The following is a 16,081-nucleotide window of genomic DNA, read 5'->3' as shown; positions in this document are numbered from 1 at the left end:
GATGTAAAATGGGTAAAACCCCACACCCCACACCCTACCCCTAGGAAAAACTTTTTGCCGCAAACCCTAATTAAAAGTGGCTCTTCTCTGCTAAATTGTCTATGAATCAGTTGCCCTTATTTTCTCAATCCAAATCAGTGCGAGACTTTTATCAACCTGATGCCGAAATAATTCTTTATCAAGGAGATAGCAATAATTTTATCAAGACTATACCAGATAATTCTGTGAGCTTGATTATTACTTCTCCTCCCTACAATTTAGGAAAAGACTACGAAAAAAAAATCTCTTTGGATACTTATCTGGAAACCCAAACCAAAATTATGCGAGAATTCTCTAGAATCTTGCAAGATAATGGCAGTATTTGCTGGCAGGTGGGAAATTTCGTTCAAGAGGGAGAAGTTTATCCTTTAGATATTTTTTATTATCAGCTATTTAAACAAATGGGTTTCTTTTTAAGAAATAGAATTGTCTGGCATTTTGGTCATGGATTACATACCTCTAAAAGATTTTCTGGCAGATATGAAACTATTTTATGGTTGACAAAAACCGATAAATACACCTTTAATCTTGATCCAGTGAGAATCCCCGCTAAATATCCCGGTAAGCGTCATTTTAAAGGTAAAAATATCGGTAAACCCTCTGGTAATCCTTTAGGGAAAAATCCCAGCGATGTTTGGGAGTTTTTAGCACAAGAATGGGATGAGTTACTTTGGGATATTCCTAACGTTAAATCTAATCATCCAGAGAAAACTATTCATCCTTGTCAATATCCAATCGAATTAGTAGAAAGATGTGTTTTAGCCTTGACAAATGAGGGGGATTGGGTTTTTGATCCCTTTGCTGGAGTCGGAACTTCTCTGATTGCTAGTATTATGCACAATCGTCGAGTGATGGGGAGTGAAAAAGAAGCAGAATATGTGAAAATTGCTAGGGAAAGAATCACCGATTATTGGCAAGGAAATCTCAAAATTCGTCCTTTAGGAAAACCTATTCATCAGCCTAATGGTAAGGAAAAAGTTGCTCAAATTCCCGAAGAATGGCACAATAATATATAGGAAGTAACACTGAATCTCCCCCCCAGGTAGATGGATTCATGAATCCATCTACTATGAGTTGATGCTAAATCTGGTTATTAAAAACTGATTATTTATTCCCCCTGTTGCCTTTTGCATGAGTAGAAAACGGGTTTCTCCGAGAAACCCGTTTTCTGTGCGTTACTCAACGGATTTAGTATAACTCATCTGACAATGATTGATAAGTTTTTTTGTCACCATTTTTAGAGAAAACTTTGCAGAATTGTGGCGGTTTCTTGACCAGTTTTTTCCCAACTAAAAAGCTCGGCGCGTTGGCGACTCAAGAATTTTAATTTTACGCGTAATTGTTCATCAGTAGCGATTTGCTGCATTGCCTCTCTCATCTCATCGATACTATAGGGATTAATTAAAATTGCCGCCTCTCCTGTGACTTCTGGGAGAGAGGAAAGATTAGAAGTAATCACAGGAGTTCCACAGGCGATCGCTTCTAGTACAGGTAATCCGAAACCTTCCCAAAGGGAGGGATAAACTAAAGCAGTTGCTTGGTTTAAAAGTTGCGGCAATTCTTCATAGGAAACATAGTTTAAAAATTGCACTCGTTGAGAGATTGATAATGCTTCTACCTGTTGCTGTAGAGCCGGGGTAAAACGGGGGTCAAATTGACCGACAATTAATAATTGATATTCGGGATAGATTTGGGAAAAAGCAGTAATTAAACGACCGAGATTTTTATGAGGATCATAACGACCAAGATAGAGAAAATAGGGACGAGTCGCCAGATTTAGAGGACGAAAATTATCAGAATCATATCCAGAAAGAATCACGGTTATTTTGTCAATAGGTATGTTAAAAAACTTATTAATATCGGCGGCAGTTGCTTGGGAAACAGCGATAATATGTGTGGCTTTTTTCAGGACTTGGGGTAAATAGTATTTATTATAAAAAGTTAGGGGAGAAAATTTTGGAAATCGCAGGGGAATTAAATCATGAACTGTGACAATATAGCGACAATTTTCATAAATAGGTGCTTCGGGAATGGGGGTAAATAGCAGGGAAGACTTCAATTGTTGATAGGTTTGATAGAGTTGGGTTTCTGTCCAAATTAAGCGCCTAATATTGCCTTTGGTTCCCTGCTCTTGGGTGAGGTTTGCCGACACAGGATAGGTGTTAAAATCTGGGTAACTATTAGAAGTGATTAGGGTAGGATTTAAGTTAGCTAATTGGGGAATTGTATTTTTAGTATAGGTAGTCAATCCAGTATATTTAGTACCGAGAAAAGCGAGATTGATTAATAATTGATGATTCCTATTCATAGATATTAGCTAGTTAAGTAGGTAGGTGTTAAAAGTTGTCAGACACCCCCCTTATCAAGGGGGGATTAAGGGGGTATCTGCACCCCCCTTATCAAGGGGGGATTAAGGGGGTATCTGCACCCCCCTTATCAAGGGGGGATTAAGGGGGTATCAGCACCCCCTTATCAAGGGGGGATTAAGGGGGTATCAGCACCCCCCTTATCAAGGGGGGATTAAGGGGGGATCCATCTTCAATTTAATTATAACTACTTACTTATTATAAAAGAGAACGATAAGCTTTTATGGTAGCTTGTGCGGTTTTTTGCCAAGAGAATTTTACTGCTTGTTTTTTTCCTTTAGTGATTAATTCTTGACGGAGAGAGGTATCACTAATCACCTGATAGATTGCTGCGGCAATTTCTAGGGGATTATCGGGATTAATTAATATTGCCGAGTCTCCGGTGACTTCGGGTAAGGATGCAGTATTAGCAGTTACCACAGGACAACCTAAAGTCATCGCTTCTAAAACTGGTAATCCAAAACCTTCATAAAAGGAAGGATAGACAAAAACATCAGCTTTTTGATAATAATCCGCAACTAAGTCATCAGCAAGATAATCAAGATGTTGGATACTATCTCGGAAGGGAGACTGAGATATTTTATCGAAAATTGGTTGATACTTCCATCCTTTTTTGCCAATCAGAATCAGATTATGGTCTAATTTATACCTGTCCTTGAGATAGTTAAAAGCGGTGATGAGATTAATAATATTTTTTCGTGGTTCTAGGGTACTAACAAAGAGTAAATAGGGTTTAGTGATAGTTCGGGATGAGGGAGGATTGGGGAGAGAAGAATAACGACTTGCGAGGGGAGTAACAAAAATTTTCTCTGGGTTCACATCTAAATATTCGATAATATCTCGTTTGGTACTTGCGGAGTTAGCAATAACTAAATCTGTCCATTGTAGAGATTGTTTAATCCGTTGGGTGTAGGTTTTGACAATCCCCGTGACAAACTCAGGATATTTAATAAAAGTAACATCATGAATAGTCATAACTTTGCGACTCTGACGACAAGGATACACCACATGATCCAATCCGTGGAGAATATCGGGAGAATCAAGAAAGTTTTCTAGATAGGGAATTAGAGGATTAGGAAATCGGGTTAAGATATTGCTAAGACTGACGGGAATTGGTAAACATTTAACCTCTGGATAGGATTGTAGTTTTTCAGGAATAGAAAGATTACCCCGCAGCCAGTTTTTTACCGATGGTTGAAAACAGAGGGACAGGGAAAAGTTTTCTTGGTTTTGTAATTTAGCTAATTCGGCAATCAGGTGATAAGCATATAATCCAATTCCACTAGGATTCTGTCTTATCGGTGTACCATCAACTAAAATTTTAAGCATTTGCGGTTAGATAAGATTGACGGGATAGATATTTTTAAAATTACAGATTCAATTGTCAATTTTGCTCGCTTAGGACAAGATTAAAATCGGCAATAAACTCCACCCTAATAGTTAATCTTACCCTATAACGTCCCTAAATAGCAGCTTTTTTGGGCTAGGTTACAGGGAATACTTAATTTATCGGGCAATTTTTTCGATTATTGTCCCCTCACCTACCCTATTACTATGATTGTCAACGGGTACTTATAAGCTAAGACCTATTTTAATAGGCTATCCTTAGATTAGCTGCATCTCCTTGACGAGAAACACTGTAATTAGTTATAATCAGGGAACAATAGCTTCTCCGTACTTGTGGTGAGCGGAAAAAGTTATCTCAGGGATGAAGTAGTCCCCTACAGAACCACTAACATCGGGTAATGCCGAAAAATCTTGATTAACTAATGTCTTTACTATGTTTAATCCCTTAGTATCTTTTAAATCTTTAGAAGGCCATGAAGGTGAGGTTAAATGTCTAACTTTTTCCCAAGATGGTCAATTTTTAGCTAGTGGAGATAACGAGTTAACTGTTATTGTTTGGGATTGGCAAAAGAATCAAAAATTTAGTTTACAAGGACATGAAAAAGCCGGTTGGTGGGATAAGGGAATCAACTCTGACAGGGGGACAAGCCAGCTGAAAAGCTTATGTAGCATGGAATACAGACACAGACTCCAAAAAAAGATAAGTCATATTTACCATATATGACCTAAATAACGAAAATGATAAGTGAACTATACCAGAAAGTGTTAGAAAATGAACTGGGGCGAGCCAGATATCTACTGTTGTTAATGGTAGTTGGAACCTTGCAAATATTGAAGCAAGCAAAGTTAGAGATATTAGCTGAAGCCTTACCAATACCAATCCTGTTTGAGAGTCGGAGAAAAAAACTAAAAAGATTTTTAAAGCTGGAAATTCTGAATATTGAAAAAATCTGGTTTCTCTGCTTAAAAGAGATGTTAAAACAGCAGGAGAGATTCACAATAAAAGGATTAGTATATATTGCCATAGACCGAACGAGTTGGGGAGCAATTAATATCTTGATGGTGAGTCTAATTTATGACAAGAGAGCCATCCCAATCTATTGGGAGATATTGGATAAAAAAGGAAGTAGTAATCTCGAAGAACAGCAGCGAGTATTGGGGAAAATATTGAAGGTGCTATCAGGTCATAAAATCGTGGTGTTAGGAGATAGAGAATTTTGCTCAGTCAGTCTTGGAAAGTGGCTTTGGGAGCAGAGTTTATACTTTTGTTTAAGACAAAAAAAAAGTACAAATGTCAAGACAAAAGAAGGAATTTATCAAGAAATGAGAGAGTTAGGTTTAAGTCCAGGAACTCAACTATTTTTGAATGATGTCAATATTACAAAAGAGCAGGGATTTGGACAGTTTAACTTAGCTGGTAAGTGGAAAAAAACCTATCGGGGTTTTCAAACAAAAGAACCTTGGTATATTCTGACAAATTTTGGGGATTTAGAGACGGCAATAATTGCCTATCAAAAAAGATTTGATATTGAGGAGATGTTCCGAGATTTTAAGTCGGGAGGCTATAGCTTAGAAGGTTCTCAATTAGCACCGCAATACTTATCAAAGCTGATAATTGTTATAGCTATCGCCTATACAAGTGCCACACTGCAAGGTAAAAAAATTAAGGATATGGGAATCCAAAAATATGTCACAAGACCTGAAAAAAGATATAAAGGTCAACGCAGACACAGTAGTTTTTATGTGGGTCAACATCTCTATCATTGGCTCCAGCTACATCAAATGTTCCAAAAAAATATAGAAGAGTTAATGCAAATTAGCCGCTATCGGTTGAAGGATTACATCAAAGGACAAAGAGCGATATCGCTTGCCCTATCTACCTTCTAGCTCGCTTGTCCCCCTCTCAGGAATCAACTCTGTTGCTTTTAGTCCCTGTCAAGGATTTTTGGTTAGTGGAGGAGATGATCAAACTGTAAGAATTTGGTCACTGGAAACTAAAGAATTAATCTCTACCTTAACGGGACACCAAGATAAAGTTACAGCAGTAGCTGTTCATCCCGATGGGGAAATTATTGCTAGTGGTAGTGAAGATAAAACGGTGAAAATATGGTCAGTAAAAACTGGAGAAATTCTTTCTACTTTACAAGGTCATAGCGATAAAGTCCTAACAGTTAAATTTAGTCAAAATGGTCAATTTTTAGCCAGTGGTAGCGGCGAAAATGACAAAACGGTAATTATCTGGAATCTGGCAGAAAAAAGCAGTATTACCTTAAAAGGTCATTCCGATTGGTTTGGAGGTATTTTATCGGTAGATTTCGGCAGTAATAACAAATTTTTAGCCAGTGGCAGCAAAGACAAAACTATTAAAATCTGGGATATTAAAAGAGGTACAGAGGTAAAAACTCTCAGCGAACATAGTGATCATATCAATTCAGTTAGTGTTAGTCCTAATAATCAACTATTAGCCAGTGGTAGTGATGATAAAAGATTAAAATTATGGGATTTAAAAGCAGGAAAAGCCATTATTTCTATTCCCCATCCCCAAAAAATCTATTCCGTTTGTTTTAGTCCCGACGGTAATTATATCGCCACGGCCTGCCAAGATAAAATCGTTAGAGTTTATGGCACTTCCGAACTCCAATCTTTAGCAAGTTGAACAATCTTTGAGCGGGTGCATCTCATTTTTGTAAATCTACTAAGTTGGGATTTTTAAAGGCAAACTATCTGCCAAAATTGATCGTTACTTCCGATTTTATTACTCAATCCCGACTCTTGGGGAGTTCTACCCCCCAAACCCCTAGGGTTGATTCATCGTAGGGTTGATTCATCGTAGGGTTGATTCATCGTAGGGTTGATTCATCGTAGGGTTGATTCATGAATCAACCCTACCCGAACCCCGGAGCGCATGAGCTTTTCGGTGGGATGCTTACACGCAGCTGCTGATATATTTGTAATAATTTAAGAGTCACTAATAATTGCTGATTGTCGATATTTCTGCAAATGTGATACTAAATCCGGTTATTAAAAACTGATTATTTATTCCCCTTTGCATGAGTGCCTCTCCTCATAACTGGCCTGTACTCAACGGATTTAGTATAATTATCTACTAGAGATCGCTGCCGGTTTGTTCCTCTCGGAAGTAAAGCTGATATAATTGACAGCTAGGCTGGGCTAGATCGCCTTTTAACTGAATTAAACCCATACTTTCCAGTTTATAGGCAGTAATCGGTTCTAATCGCGCTCCCTTATCGGAAGAATTAACCACTTCCCCCATCCCTGTCAATAATTCCGGCTGTTTTTGCAGACTATCCCAGTGATGACGCAGGTGTGCCGCATAAATTCCCCCTTGGGTAGCAGCATTAGGGAGAATATTTTTTTCCCCGCGCACCCGCGCTTCCAGGGCCAAACGGCTAAGATAGGGATGACCAGCAACTAGAGCGATTAAATCCTGGATAAAACGCTGATTATCTTCATTTTTAGGCAATCCGTAGCTACTAGCCAAGTTTTCCAGTTGTTCGAGGCTAAAACCGGGTAATTTAATCGCACGGCCGACATTAAAGGGAGATTGATTAGCGTCCAATTGAATATAGATTTCCGTGGAATTAGCAATCGCTAACCGCAAATTCTGCCAGATTTCTAAATTATTAGCTTCTTCGTGCCAACAGCGCAAAAGCGGCAGAAAATCCCTAGCGATGTCGGGATACTCGAAAATTCTGTCTAAATTATCTAGGGCCAAAAAAACAGGCCCGTTAATCTGTTCCAAAAGATAGGACTGAAAATAGGTTTGACAACTGATTAAACTGCCAAATAGTTCCTCGTCCCAATATTCATCTAATTGAGGCTTTAAACCCAATTCTCGGCTGACATTTGCCGAAAACCAACGACAAAATCGGTCTAAACTGGCAAACATCGCCTTTTCTGCCACTTGACAATTAATATAAACTGTGCTATGTCCCCAACTATCTGCCTGAGCGAGCAGATGTTTCAGGAGAGAAGTTTTACCAGTCTTTTCGGGGGATTTAATGCGAATAAGTGACCCTGGACGATTAATTTCTTGATAACAGTCGCTTTCGACGGGAGGGCGGCTAATATAAGTATCTATAACTGATTTTTCTGCTAGTATCGGGGTGGGGTGATTTTTCCATTCAGGATATTTGATATCTTTGAACCATTCTCGGAGGATTTGGAACTTACCCGGCCCTTTACTACCTAATTCGAGTTCGGGACAGCCATTATCTTTATCTGCCGAGAAATAGCTATAGATTTTAGTCATCTGTTTTTTATAGGTTTCATGGCTGGCAGCCTCGGCCATTTCCCAAATTTCCTCATCCGGTTTGCGCCAATTTTCGTAGGCAAAACGAACCAAAAAAATTTCCTTTAATTTGCCTTGAACACCGTATTCTCTAGCTAGATGTTTGAGAAACTCGTCCCATCCCTGTGGTTTCATCCCGTTCTACTTTATTCTACTTATATTCCCTTTTTTTCCATGTTAACCCCTTTTTCCCTCTTGGCAATGGGACTGACATCCGAGAGAAAACGCTCTATGGTAAAAATAGGTCAATTACCTGATGGTGTCTAAGGGAGTAAAACCATGAAAATCTCGTTAACCTTGTTTGTTGTGGCCTCCTTGCTGTTAGGTTCAATTCCTCACACTTTAGCGGTTAATAGTCAAGATAACCATTTTGACCATTCCTCTTGGCCGCTAAGTTTACAAAACCGTGACTGTAAGGGTGATAAGGACGATAATTGCAATTAGTACTGATTATCTCGGTTAAGGTTATTACTGTGTATCCCCCACCGATGAAAAAATCGTGGTCGGGATTTTTTTTATGAAATCGCCTGTAATTCCTCTAAACGTGCTAAAACTTCGGCACTGTGAATGGCAGGATTTACCCCTAAATAAATCTCTTTTAAAATCCCATCGGGATCGATAAGATAGGTATGACGCAGGGAAACATAACCCATCCAAGAACCATAAGCTTTACTAACATCTCCGGTAGTATCTGCCAGCAAAGGAAATTTTAAACCCTCCGAGTCACAAAATTCCGCATGAGAATCGACATCATCGGCACTTACCCCTAAAATCTGCGTATTTTTAGCCATATATTTCGGCAAATCCTGCTGAAAACGCCGCGCTTCTAGGGTACAGCCAGGGGTAAAATCCTTGGGATAAAAATACAAAACTACCCACTTACCCCGATAGTCCGATAGGGAAATATTTCCTTCTCCCGTGTTAGTCGGTAGGGTAAAATCGGGTGCCGGTTGATTTAAAGGGGGTTGGGGGCCTCCTAAGGCGTTAGCATCGGGAATAAAGGCAAAAAATGCCAGAATTACTGCAATTAAAAAACTCAACAGTTGACGACGAGACATAATCAGTTATCAGTTATCAGTTATCAGCTTTTGGTAGTTTTTTCCATGTAGTGAAATGCGCAAGGGAATTTTGCATCCACAATTGGTGTAAAACCTTTGCAAAGTAAGGCTTTCCTAGTTCACAGGGTACGGGAAGCGAAAAGATAAAATTCTGAAAATCCAGCATCCTGTGCGCTTATTTTACAGCTTTTACTGCCTTATTGCCACAAAAATTTCACTGCTTCACAACGGGGTCAAACGCTACCTTTTCCGTGGTTGAGGCTCCACTGACTTTGATACACCACTAAGCACGACCCTTTACAGATATAGCCAAGGCATAGTTTGACGAGTCAAGACACGAATTGCGTATTTCAACTGTTCGGAACGACTATTATAGTCTTTTCCTTCAAAATGTCCCGCAATACCAGAAAATTTCGGTTCAACCGGAAACCTTTTACAAACATTAGCCGATTGTGATGCTAAATTAATAGCTTGATAATATCGATGTTCACTATAAAAACAACCCTGCTGATGATTTTTGTGCATCGGCTGCAGGTATCTTTCATAGAAGTATTTGCTAAAGACAAGGAAACGAGTATCTGCATAAGAAGGATTATTTTGTTTGTTCCGTAATTGTTGCAAAATTGGCCACTTAAAATCACACAAACATTCAAATTGATGTTTAATCGCCTCTAAAATATCGGTCATATTAAGCAGATAAATTCTCCCAGTTATCTTGGCAATATAAGAAGACTCTTTTATTAGTGCTGATTTTAAAATTCCCTCCTCTATTAATAAGGTTTCGCCGTAACCTTTGCCAAAATCACGAGGAAAATCATTGGCATCTAGTGAAATAAACTCAATTTGTTTGTTATGGGGATTTTCTTGAGTCGTTTCTTGCAGTCGCTCAAGAGGCCAACCAGAATTTTCCACAAATAGTATTTTTTTGATACGAGGATGAAAATTAATATAATACTTCAGGGAATTGTAGTAATCTTCCTGTCTTTGTTCAGGAACATTTGGATAGGCATTCGGCATACCTTTAACATTAATTGTTGCCGTTAAAAGTAAGACTAATTCCTGCTCTATATTTAACCAACCAGCTTGAGAATTTGTTCCTAATCCATTCATAACTTATTATCCCAATTAGTGAGTAACATTGACTAATTTTTTCAAAATCTTCTCTCCTCCTATAAAAAAAGAAGATTAGGTAATCGACTAGGGTTTTGTTTCCTCCAAACTTGTGAGGGAAATTCTAACACAAGCCTTGATTCCTTGCCAGTCACGCTCTGATCAATCAGCAATTCCAAATTCAGAATGTAGCAAGGAATACAGAATACAAAACGCTTTTGCCCTGTAGCTCCCCATCCAAAATCAAGAAGAATTAACGCGAGTAACAGGGATGGCCTCATCGAGCATAAAGTCTAAAAGGTGGTGCCAGCCTTCAAACAGCAGATACTTGGTTAAGCAAAGAACATCGTTAAAAAAGCCTCTGCGAGTCCCCCTTTGCATCCGAGCCCGTTGATAGCGTTCATCGACTAGATGCAGAACAGTATGAAATAAGAAAGCCAGGAGATTGAGGGTCAACAGAAAAGAGGACAAATGTTGCTGACCATGTCCAAAATTATGCTCCAAATGATAGCCCCGAGTTTTGAGCACATTGTGATTCTCATTTTCGGTTCGCCAACGGCTCCGTCCAGCAGCGCAGACCAGAATGACCCGTTGGGGAGTCAGGTCGTGGTTAGTAATCCAGCTATTGCGATAGAGAAGTTGACCATCCGACTCGCGCTTAACGGTCACCTCACACCAATTGACCAGTAAGGCGGGTTGTTGTTCGCGCAGGGGGACTTGATTGAGATAACGATAGTCCCAAATTTCAAAGTATCGCCCATTCCAACGTCGCTGTTGAGTGGTTTTGACTTCTTGATTAGCCTCCAGGAAAGAAACCCACTCATAGAGAGTCGGATGGGAGGACGGTAAACAGACAAAGATAAAGTTGAAATGGTGTTCCAAACAATATTCAGCCATCGGTTGGCGACTATAGAGGTCGTCGCCTAAGAGGGTGATGGGCTGGCCTTCAAACCAGGACGCATGGCTCGCTATCCAGCGTTTTGCCGCGTTTTGCTCACAGTCTTGTTTCTCACTGCCATCTTGAGGAGTGATAAATTCTGGTGGCAAGGAAATGACCTATTTTTGGTCAGGAGAGACAATTACAGGCAAAATAGCTTGATGGTGATAAGTTACCTTCCCCTGTTTCGAGGTGCGGGTTGAGCAACAAGGACAACTAATTTTCTCTGAATCATAGTACTGAGTCCCATCTAGGGCGACGAGTAAGTTGCCATCCAAGGCTGTAAACAGCCTCAAATAGCCTTGTTCTCTCAGACCTTGATAAATCCATTTGAACGGTGAAAAAAGAGGCTTTGCTGCTATTCTATCGAGAATATTCTTTATCTGTTCTATGGTCGGGATATTAACCAGACCAAACAGACTTTGAGCATTATCTCGTCCACAACGACTATTCAATTGACGCTGATATTCTAGAAAGGATTCATTTTGCATAAAGAAGCTAGCAAATGCCCCCAAGACCGCGTCTTTTAGACTGTAGCGAGTAGCATTGCTAGCACTGCGCGGGTCAACCATGCCAGCGATAGCCCTGTGGAAGTAGCTCAGCATCCCTATAAAACTCAAATCTTGGACTTCCATTCCTGCAAAACCCAATGGGCAACTCGTTCACTCTATTTTGAGGGACAGAAGCGAAATCAATTCTGTATCCTACACTACCGTTTGAATTTGGAATTGCTGCTGATCAATGTCCAATCACAGCTAAATTTGCAGATGGTGGCAAAGTTACGATAAAACAACGAAATATCGAAGCGACCCGTAACCCTGCCCAGACCCAATCCTGAAGCGCATAATCAGTAATTCCTAGCACTTTTGACTGAGTTGTGATCAGTCCAACTATTACATCAGGTCGAAGAGAGTGGTAAGTCTCTGATGACAAAACCACAGCCGGACGGCGCTTAATTCCTGTCACACCGGGAAAATCAACTGTCACCACATCTCCAGTGGAAAACGTCACCAATTAACCCCCCTCCACATCAGAGAAAGTTTTGGCCGCATAGTTTAGGGAAAAATTGACAAGATCGATCTCATCCTCCTCAGTCCAGGTATCACTCTGATCTAGCGATGGTTGTTGTTGTTGTCCGACAAGTTCATTGAGAATGATTGTGGCCAATCGTAAACGTTCCCCAGTTGACATCCTCGCCGCACTTTTAGGGCGGCGATTCCTAAACCTCACGATTTAAGTTTCTGCTTCCACCACCGTCGCATACCACAGTTAAAAAACCATGTACTGTCTTACACAGAGTCCACAGACTTTCGCCCCATTTCAGAAGCCCGATTCCCTGTGTCCCACGGTACGTTGACCGCCTATAGCTTCTTGTACTTGTTGCGCGCGACTTTTTACCCGGCCAAGCTTTTCTGGTCGGAACCCCCTAAGCCGAGTTTTCAAGGTGCTGCGCCGTCCACTTGGTTTTCGAGACTGGCCTTTTAATTCTAACGTAAAGCCAACCTAGAACGGCGGGGTTTCAGACCCAAAATTTCCGATGACAAAAAACTGATGACCGAATGGTTCTAGCTTAATATTCTTTACATAACTTGACAAGGAAAGGGCGAGGTAAAGGGGGAAAATAGATCGAGCTTGTCTTCATCTGCCTAACGATCATGTCTATTGTCACCCTTAACCCCCTTCAATCCCATCAAGATTTAGTCATCGATCCAGCCAAAATCACGGGATTACGGGGAAAAATCACTATCCCCGGCGATAAATCCATATCCCATCGTTCCCTGATGTTAGGAGCGATCGCCGAAGGAGAAACCGTTATTCATGGGTTATTATTGGGCGAAGATCCCCGCAGTACCGCTAGTTGTTTTCGTGCCATGGGTGTGGAAATTTCCCAACTCAACAGCGAGAAAGTGATCGTCAAAGGTAGGGGTTTAGGCAATCTTGAGGAACCCTTAGAAATCCTTGATGCGGGCAATTCCGGCACGACGATCCGCTTAATGTTAGGATTATTGGCTGGTCATCAGGATCGTTTTTTTGTCGTTACTGGTGATGCTTCCCTGCGATCGCGTCCCATGTCCCGGGTGGTGAAACCCCTCAAAGAAATGGGGGCGCAAATTTGGGGCAGAAAAGCCCATTCTTTGGCTCCTTTAGCCGTTTCTGGGGAATATCTGCAACCGATCCACTACTATTCTCCCGTTGCTTCTGCACAGGTGAAATCCTGTCTTCTTCTCGCAGGACTGTTAACCGAGGGGAAAACCACGATCACGGAACCCGCTTTATCTCGCGATCACAGTGAACGGATGCTGCGTGCTTTTGGGGCAAATATTGAGGTGGATGGGGAGACTAATAGCGTCACGGTGACGGGTTATCCCACTTTAACCGGACAAACGGTGATCGTCCCAGGGGATATCAGTTCGGCAGCTTTTTGGTTGGTAGCGGGGGCAATCGTGCCTAATTCCGAGTTATTAATCGAAAATGTGGGAATAAACCCGACTAGAACTGGAGTTTTACAGGTTTTACAGGCAATGGGAGCAGATATCACCCTCGAAAATCAACGGGTGGTGACGGGGGAACCGGTGGCGGATCTGCGGGTGAAATCCAGTCAACTACAGGCAACCACGATCGCCGGTGAGATTATACCCCGTCTGATCGATGAAATTCCGATTTTGGCAGTAGCGGCGGTTTTTGCCCAAGGAACGACAATTATCAAGGATGCTGAGGAATTACGGGTGAAGGAAAGCGATCGCCTGACGGTGATGGCCACCCAACTCGATCGCCTAGGAGCAAAAGTAAGGGAATTACCCGATGGTTTAGAGATTACCGGCGGTACGGGCCTATTCGGCACGGAAGTGGACAGTTTTACCGATCATCGCATTGCCATGAGTCTAGCGATCGCTGCCCTCAATTCCCGTCAACCCACCACTATCCATCGCGCTGAAGCAGCTGGCATTTCCTACCCCGATTTCTTTACTACCTTAAAGCAAATTTGTCAAGAGTAGAAATATTAAGTTTTTCTGCGAACGGGCGAGGGGTAACTGGTATAATTGCGGGATAAATCACAGAGTAGTAGGCCACCTGTGTGATAATCGAGTTCATCGATCGAGGTAGCGAAAAATAGAAGCGTCCCTAACTCGCATTTCCCTGAAAAATATCTCCCTATCTACCCCACTCCCGTCTTCTATTCCCCACCGATAATGGAAATCATCGCCCAATTAGAGAAAGTTTCCTATATTTATCCCGAATCCTCCAATCTAGTGCTTAAAAATATCTCTTTAGCAATTCATCGAGGCGAATTTTTAGGTATTATCGGGCCCACAGGTGCGGGAAAAACTACTCTCTGTTTAACTCTTAACGGTATTGTCCCCCAATTCTACGGAGGGCGTTTTTTTGGTTATGCAACAGTAGCCGGTTTAGACACTTTAACCCATCCCGTTAGCACCTTGGCCCGCTATGTGGGGGCAGTATTTGAAGATCCCGAAACGCAACTTTTAGCTACTTCGATAGAAAATGAAATCGCTTTTACCTTAGAAAATTTACGGCTACCGCGAGAGGAAATTAAAGCGCGCATTCCCAAAGTTTTAGCGGCAGTCCGGTTAGAGGGAATGGAAAAAAAATCGCCGGGGGAACTATCGGGAGGACAAAAACAACGATTAGCGATCGCCGCTGCCCTTGCAGTTCAGCCCGCTTTGTTAATTCTCGATGAACCCACCTCCCAACTTGATCCGGTGGGAGCCCAAGAAGTTTTCGCCACCATTAAGGAATTAAATCGCCATCTCGGTGTCACCATTGTGATGGTCTCCCACGCGGCCGAGGAAATGGCCGAATATGCCGATCGCCTGGTACTATTAAGGGAGGGTGCGATCGAAGCCATGGGAACCCCGGCAGAGATCTACTCCCAAGTACAGCGTTTACAGGAAAATGCCCTGCGTCCCCCGCAAGTGGCCACTACTTTTGCTTTGATCGAGCAGAAAATCGGGGCGGTCGAGTCGATTCCTGTCACCCTAGACCGTGGTTTTGCCCGTTTAAACGAGATTAAATCCTTTTATCATCAAATCACCACAACCCTTCCCTTATCGTCGGTTTCTGACCCCTTAAACCCCATACTGAGGGTAAAAAATCTCTGCCATACCTACCCCGATGGTACTACCGCCCTGCGGGATGTGTCCCTCGATATTGCCGAAGGGGAATATCTGCTGATTATCGGTCAAAATGGCGCCGGAAAAAGCACTTTAGTCAAGCATTTTCTCAATCTTCTCTCGGCAACCACCGGTCAAGTTATGATTGACGGACGTTCGACCAGTAGCTTTTCTGTCAGTGATTTAGCTCGTTCGATCGGTTATGTAGCCCAAAATCCCGATAATCAGATTTTTAACACCACTGTCGAGAAAGAAGTATCATTTGCCCTGACTAATCTCGGTTATTCTCCAGAAATCGTCAACCAACGCACAGAAGCAAGTCTAGAAGCCATGGGATTGCTAGAATATCGCTCCTATCATCCTCTCTCCTTACCGAAGGGCGATCGAGCGCGGGTAGTGATTGCGGCAATTTTAGCCATGGAACCGCGTATAGTTGTTTTTGATGAACCCACCACTGGCCAAGATTACCAAGGGGCTAAGGCAATTTTAGAGGTGAGTCGTCAATTACACCAAATGGGCAAAACGGTGATTGTGATCACCCATCACCTCTATTTGATGCCAGAATACGCCGAAAGAGTAATTATTATGGGTCAAGGAACTATCCTTTTAGATGCCCCAATCCAGCAAGCTTATCATCAAACCGATCTCTTGGCCAAAACCTATCTAACTCCACCCCAAGCAGTTTTATTAGCACAAAAATTAGGACAACTTTCCGGTTATCCTAATTCCCTTTTAACTCCCCAAGAAATTGCCGATTGTTTTCAGAGGATTTAGCCTTG

General features: G+C 41.6%; 13 protein-coding genes and 2 pseudogenes. 7 read left to right on the top strand and 8 right to left on the bottom strand.

What is annotated here, in order from left to right; genetic code table 11:
• Window positions 1–101 precede the first annotated feature (101 nt).
• Window positions 102–1,055 carry a DNA-methyltransferase gene (locus VL20_RS19335; RefSeq protein ID WP_052277493.1) on the top strand — a complete coding sequence of 318 codons (954 nt, stop codon included), beginning with the start codon at window positions 102–104 and terminating at the stop codon, window positions 1,053–1,055.
• Window positions 1,056–1,276: 221 nt separating this feature from the next.
• On the opposite strand, the gene VL20_RS19330 is transcribed toward VL20_RS19335, so the two are convergent.
• Both VL20_RS19330 and VL20_RS19325 read right to left on the bottom strand, forming a co-directional pair.
• Entirely contained in the window at window positions 1,277–2,347 is a 1,071-nt protein-coding gene (locus tag VL20_RS19330) for a glycosyltransferase family 4 protein (RefSeq protein ID WP_052277492.1), read from the bottom strand.
• 256 nt (window positions 2,348–2,603) lie between these two features.
• Complete coding sequence (locus tag VL20_RS19325; protein WP_052277491.1) at window positions 2,604–3,734, bottom strand: glycosyltransferase family 4 protein; 1,131 nt, start codon at window positions 3,732–3,734, stop codon at window positions 2,604–2,606.
• Between the two features lie 451 nt (window positions 3,735–4,185).
• On the opposite strand from VL20_RS19325, the gene VL20_RS19320 reads away from it, so the two are divergent.
• The 3 genes and pseudogenes from VL20_RS19320 to VL20_RS19310 form a co-directional block, all read left to right on the top strand.
• A complete protein-coding gene (locus VL20_RS19320) occupies window positions 4,186–4,476 on the top strand; it encodes a WD40 repeat domain-containing protein (protein WP_052277490.1) in 291 nt (96 codons plus the stop codon).
• 14 nt (window positions 4,477–4,490) lie between these two features.
• Window positions 4,491–5,639 carry an IS4 family transposase gene (locus tag VL20_RS19315; RefSeq protein ID WP_052276387.1) on the top strand — a complete coding sequence of 383 codons (1,149 nt, stop codon included), beginning with the start codon at window positions 4,491–4,493 and terminating at the stop codon, window positions 5,637–5,639.
• Between the two features lie 19 nt (window positions 5,640–5,658).
• Window positions 5,659–6,408, top strand: a pseudogene (locus tag VL20_RS19310) (WD40 repeat domain-containing protein); the annotation flags it as partial.
• 450 nt (window positions 6,409–6,858) lie between these two features.
• Here VL20_RS19310 and VL20_RS19305 read toward each other — a convergent pair.
• Window positions 6,859–8,199, bottom strand: coding sequence for an AAA-like domain-containing protein (locus VL20_RS19305; RefSeq protein WP_052277489.1), 1,341 nt, complete (start codon window positions 8,197–8,199; stop codon window positions 6,859–6,861).
• Window positions 8,200–8,343: 144 nt separating this feature from the next.
• Between VL20_RS19305 and VL20_RS31865 the strand changes: the two genes are divergently transcribed.
• Complete coding sequence (locus tag VL20_RS31865) at window positions 8,344–8,508, top strand: hypothetical protein (RefSeq protein ID WP_002786421.1); 165 nt, start codon at window positions 8,344–8,346, stop codon at window positions 8,506–8,508.
• A 71-nt stretch (window positions 8,509–8,579) separates the two neighbouring features.
• Here the strand turns inward: VL20_RS31865 and VL20_RS19300 are convergent, their stop codons facing one another.
• The 5 genes and pseudogenes from VL20_RS19300 to VL20_RS31860 all read right to left on the bottom strand — a co-directional run bounded on the left by VL20_RS19300 (window position 8,580) and on the right by VL20_RS31860 (window position 12,360).
• Window positions 8,580–9,122 carry a peroxiredoxin gene (locus VL20_RS19300; protein WP_002786420.1) on the bottom strand — a complete coding sequence of 181 codons (543 nt, stop codon included), beginning with the start codon at window positions 9,120–9,122 and terminating at the stop codon, window positions 8,580–8,582.
• A gap of 297 nt (window positions 9,123–9,419) precedes the next feature.
• Window positions 9,420–10,232, bottom strand: a complete 813-nt coding sequence (locus VL20_RS19295; protein WP_052277488.1) for a hypothetical protein — start codon at window positions 10,230–10,232, stop codon at window positions 9,420–9,422.
• A 243-nt stretch (window positions 10,233–10,475) separates the two neighbouring features.
• Window positions 10,476–11,804: pseudogene (locus tag VL20_RS33845) on the bottom strand (ISNCY family transposase).
• A 103-nt stretch (window positions 11,805–11,907) separates the two neighbouring features.
• On the bottom strand, window positions 11,908–12,180 hold the full coding sequence (locus tag VL20_RS29525) for a type II toxin-antitoxin system PemK/MazF family toxin (RefSeq protein WP_071822799.1): 273 nt from the start codon (window positions 12,178–12,180) through the stop codon (window positions 11,908–11,910).
• Window positions 12,181–12,183: 3 nt separating this feature from the next.
• On the bottom strand, window positions 12,184–12,360 hold the full coding sequence (locus VL20_RS31860) for a hypothetical protein (RefSeq protein ID WP_167341558.1): 177 nt from the start codon (window positions 12,358–12,360) through the stop codon (window positions 12,184–12,186).
• A 464-nt stretch (window positions 12,361–12,824) separates the two neighbouring features.
• Here VL20_RS31860 and aroA point away from each other — a divergent pair, with 464 nt between their 5' ends.
• Together aroA and VL20_RS19280 are read left to right on the top strand one after the other, a co-directional pair.
• Window positions 12,825–14,165 carry a 3-phosphoshikimate 1-carboxyvinyltransferase gene (gene aroA / locus VL20_RS19285; protein ID WP_002766276.1) on the top strand — a complete coding sequence of 447 codons (1,341 nt, stop codon included), beginning with the start codon at window positions 12,825–12,827 and terminating at the stop codon, window positions 14,163–14,165.
• A gap of 195 nt (window positions 14,166–14,360) precedes the next feature.
• Complete coding sequence (locus VL20_RS19280; RefSeq protein WP_052277487.1) at window positions 14,361–16,076, top strand: ABC transporter ATP-binding protein; 1,716 nt, start codon at window positions 14,361–14,363, stop codon at window positions 16,074–16,076.
• Window positions 16,077–16,081: the final 5 nt, after the last annotated feature.

This window comes from Microcystis panniformis FACHB-1757, from assembly GCF_001264245.1.
Taxonomy (GTDB): domain Bacteria; phylum Cyanobacteriota; class Cyanobacteriia; order Cyanobacteriales; family Microcystaceae; genus Microcystis; species Microcystis panniformis.
This window is presented reverse-complemented; position numbering and strand designations above follow the sequence as displayed.